The organism is Candidatus Oleimmundimicrobium sp., from assembly GCF_030651595.1.
Taxonomy (GTDB): Bacteria; Actinomycetota; Aquicultoria; order UBA3085; family Oleimmundimicrobiaceae; genus JAUSCH01.
Window position 1 is genome coordinate 1 of record NZ_JAUSCH010000082.1, and the last position, 3,757, is coordinate 3,757.

Here is a 3,757-nt window from a genome sequence, read left to right on the forward strand (position 1 = left end):
TGGATGTTCACCGGTTCGGAGCGCGCCGGCCGCCGTGCCGCCGCCATCCAGAGCCTGCTGGCCACCGCCAAACTGAATGGCATCGAACCCGCCGCCTGGCTCAAGGATACGCTGGAAAAACTACCCACCTGGCCCAACAGCCGGATCGATGAGCTATTACCCCTCGGCGCCTCAACCCGAGTAAAGGTGGGGCGGCTGGACGCTTACGAACGAGGAGTTCGGTACCAGCCAGTATCTGATTGACGTTTTCCAGATCGGGGTTGGCTTCCAATACCAACCCCAACGCCCGTGGCGTCGCTACCACCCCTTGGGACAACAAGATCGACTCAAGGGTCTCGCCTGACACGACGGTGTGGTTGGCCAGGGTTAAGTCAATCTGTCTCTCTCGCAGCTCGCTAGGCAAGCTAACTAAACCGTAGCTGTCACGGACCGAGGCCGGCCCTAGTTGCTGGGCCTGGACATGCGCCTGAGCAAACCCCAGGACTAAGGCAAGCATGACTCTACTGCGCATGAAGCACCTCCCTGTTGAGGCAGAGCGTTTTCCCAGATACCAGACTGAGGATAGTCGCCCCGCTATACATGTCACGCCCTATAGCCGGCGGATAAGGTTCGTAAACGCCACCAACTCACGAGCCCTACAGCAGGACAACGGGGACTAAGCGGGCATGATCGAATGCGCTTTGCTTAGCCCAGTCATACCTTCTGCCCGTCATCCTCCATGCATGTTCGCTGGTGTTACCAGCAGCATGCCCAGGCAGTCGAGACCTTCGAGACTGCGGTGCGGTTCATCGCACTGGTTGCTTTGTTACTCCAGCGCATGTCGCGCCATCCACCCAACCCACGAGGGACATCCTCCCTTGCGGGCGGGAGTCCCTTTTTCATCAAGGAGTCTCCAATGGATACCCAAGCCATCCGCGCACAAATGCCCGTTCTGGTCGCCGGTCATGTACCCCGCAATGTCCGCACCTTCAAGTTCAAAATCTTCGACGGACAACCCAAGGTCTCGACGTGGGGCTTCCACATCGACCCCAAACCGTTCGAGGGCAAGGTGATCGCCGACACCGGCGACGCCATCGTCGTCAAGATCGGTCGGGCCGAATTCGCCGTGCTCGATCGCGCGCTGGTGACCGAAGTGCCTGTTGAGGGTGCCAAGGTGCAGGTCCAGCCGTATGCCCGACGCCGTTTCGACGGTCTGCGCGCGGACACGCCGGAAGAACTCACTGAGTACGCTGCTGACGGCACGCCCTTCACCCTGCAGACGCATGTCCTCGGTTCAGCACCCGCCAAACTGCCGATCCCACAGCCGCGCTGCCCGGAGCTGCAGGAACTCATCAACCAGCTCGAACAACTGCCTGCTCCCGATGGTTTTCGCCGCGTCACCCACTTGCTGGTGGATGCCGGTGCACGGGACTTTTCCGTTATCGATCCGCTACCCGAGGACATCATCAAGACACCGCCGACGATCAGCTTCACCGTTGCCACGGAGAAGTTCCAAGGGCAGGTCACCCTGCTGTACGACCGCGCCGATGACCTTTATGTGATCGAGCTGAACCGCGATGGAGAACTCGTCGAACGCATCGACAAAGTGTTCTTCGACTCGCTCGGCGAAACGCTGGAGCAATTGATCGACGACGGTAGTTGGCGGCGCATCCGCGTGCAGTGCCTGTCTGGAAGCAAGCCCACCCTGCACTGACCGTACCGCTTCTCGCCCTTGCGGCGAGAAGCCCCTCATCCGTAAATCAGGAGATCACATCATGTCTCTACGATTCAAAGGTGCGGACCTGCGCCCCGTGCTTGCCGAAGCGGTTGCCAACCAGTGCCGCGTGGTCCTGGCCAAAGACCAGGGCGTGTACTTCCTTGCCGAGCGCGGCGAACGCCGGCCCGATGGACGTCAGGCACTGATCGCCTACGCGGTTGGCTGCAATCCAGATATCGATCTATTCGATGACTGGTGGGAGTTGGCCCTCGCCGAGCTTGGCGGCGATGACTTCGGCGAGCATTTCGACCCAAAATCCACGGTGTTCACCCGTATCCTGAGCAGCGAGGACGACCTGGAGCTGTACGCTACCGCCACCCACCTGTCCATCAAGCCAGTACCGACGACGTCAGGCGGCAACTGACCCTCTCCTACCACAGCCCCCGTTCGCGGGGGCTTCTTCTGTTCGCACCGCCCCACGATCGTGCACGCGCCGTCTCCAGGCCGCACCAGCCCCCTTCGCTGGCTGACGCCGGCCTGCCCTAGGAGACGTCCGCATGCGCGACCCGTTCAAGATCGACCACCCCACCTGCATCAGGTTCAACGGCGGCCGCACCGTGCCTACATGCTCTGGTGCGTGCTGCAGACCAACAACGGATTACCCACGGACACCATGGTCTGTTTCGCCAACACCGGCAAGGAAGTAGAGACCACCTTGTGCTTCGTGCGCGACTGCGCCGAACGCTGGCAGGTGCCCATCCACTGGCTGGAATACCGGATCACGGAAGCCGGCTTCACAGTGGTTGATTTCGACACAGCCAGCCGTGAGGGGAACCGCCCTAGGCGCTGATCCGCAAGCGCCAGTACCTGCCGAACCCGGTGGCCCGCGGCTGCACCACCAGCCTGAAGATCCGGCCAATGCACAAGTTCGGGCGCGAGTTCGGCTGGACCGAGTGGGACCAGTTCATCGGCACCCGCGCCGACGAACAGCGCCGCGTCGCCAAGATTCGGGCTCGCGGCCATTCCACGGAGTCTGCCAACGAACTCATGTGCCTGCCGCTGGTCGACGCCGGCGTCACCGTATGCGACGTGACCGCCCTCTGGCAGGCCCAACCCTTCGACCTGGAGCTGCTGATCGTCAACGGCCGCACGCTCGAAGGCAACTGCGACCTGGATTTCCTCAAGCCCCTTGATCAGCGCCTGGCGCTGATCAAGGCCAGACCAGAGGCGGCCGACTGGTGGGCGCGCATGGAGGCGCTGAACCTCGCCAGTAAGCCCAGCGGTGCCCGGTTCCGCGCCGACTGCCCCAGCTATGCAAGCCTGGCGCGCTTTGCCGCCAGCCAAAGTGATCTGTTCGATTCCGCCGACGAGCCCATCTCCTGCCATTGCAGCGATCGACGAATGCGATCACCCGCCATTGCCTATTCCCCCTGGCCGAGGGATTCGCGTAGCGCCAGGCTAACCCCATGTTCCGCTGACGTCGTCAGCGACATGCCAGGCAGCTTCGGTCTTCAAGGCTGCCCACGGTTTCCGCCGTGTGACCGACCCCGTTCGCACCGCATCCCTCGCGCGAACGACTACCGGATTTCCGGTGGTGGATGCAGATGTTCCTCAACCCACCGCGGGGTTACGCACCTCCCCGCTCTGGGTCGGTGTGTCTCCGTGTTCTTGTTCCCAAGTCAGGAGATTCACCATGACCAGCACTACTTCCAGCCCGAAGTCGTACTTCGACATCCATACCTCGGGCATCGGCTACATCCAGCGTGTCCGCGAAGTACCGGTAAAGGGTGGCCGCAAAGCCACTTCCTTTCTCGCATGCACCGTGGCAGCGCTCGTCGGGCCTGCACAAAACCCAACCCGGCGCTACTTCGACGTGCGAGTTTCCGGCGCCGAAGCCAAGCAACTCGTCCAGCCCTACATCGGCATCGATGATCCCCAGCAACGGCCGCTGGTTCGCTTTCGTCTCGGCGACCTGTGGGTCGATCCATTTCGTCGGCCCTCGGGCGATCCGGCAGCCAGCATGAAGGCCCGGCTACTCAAGGCCGAGTTGCTGGAACGCAG

The 3,757-nt window shown here is 62.2% G+C and carries 5 protein-coding genes; 4 read left to right on the top strand and 1 reads right to left on the bottom strand.

Annotation, left to right across the window (positions count from 1 at the left end):
- From Q7U95_RS04875 to Q7U95_RS04885, 3 genes are all read left to right on the top strand, one after another.
- A partial coding sequence (locus Q7U95_RS04875; protein ID WP_308752348.1) for a transposase domain-containing protein occupies positions 1 to 243 on the top strand: 243 nt, incomplete at its 5' end.
- Positions 244 to 895: 652 nt separating this feature from the next.
- The gene (locus tag Q7U95_RS04880) at positions 896 to 1,693 is read left to right on the top strand and encodes a hypothetical protein (protein WP_308752350.1); all 798 of its coding nucleotides are present in this window, start codon (positions 896 to 898) and stop codon (positions 1,691 to 1,693) included.
- Between the two features lie 61 nt (positions 1,694 to 1,754).
- Complete coding sequence (locus tag Q7U95_RS04885) at positions 1,755 to 2,120, top strand: DUF3085 domain-containing protein (RefSeq protein WP_308752352.1); 366 nt, start codon at positions 1,755 to 1,757, stop codon at positions 2,118 to 2,120.
- Positions 2,121 to 2,317: 197 nt separating this feature from the next.
- Here the strand turns inward: Q7U95_RS04885 and Q7U95_RS04890 are convergent, their stop codons facing one another.
- On the bottom strand, positions 2,318 to 3,082 hold the full coding sequence (locus Q7U95_RS04890; protein ID WP_308752353.1) for a hypothetical protein: 765 nt from the start codon (positions 3,080 to 3,082) through the stop codon (positions 2,318 to 2,320).
- 307 nt (positions 3,083 to 3,389) lie between these two features.
- On the opposite strand from Q7U95_RS04890, the gene Q7U95_RS04895 reads away from it, so the two are divergent.
- A partial coding sequence (locus Q7U95_RS04895) for a DUF3577 domain-containing protein (protein WP_308752354.1) occupies positions 3,390 to 3,757 on the top strand: 368 nt, incomplete at its 3' end.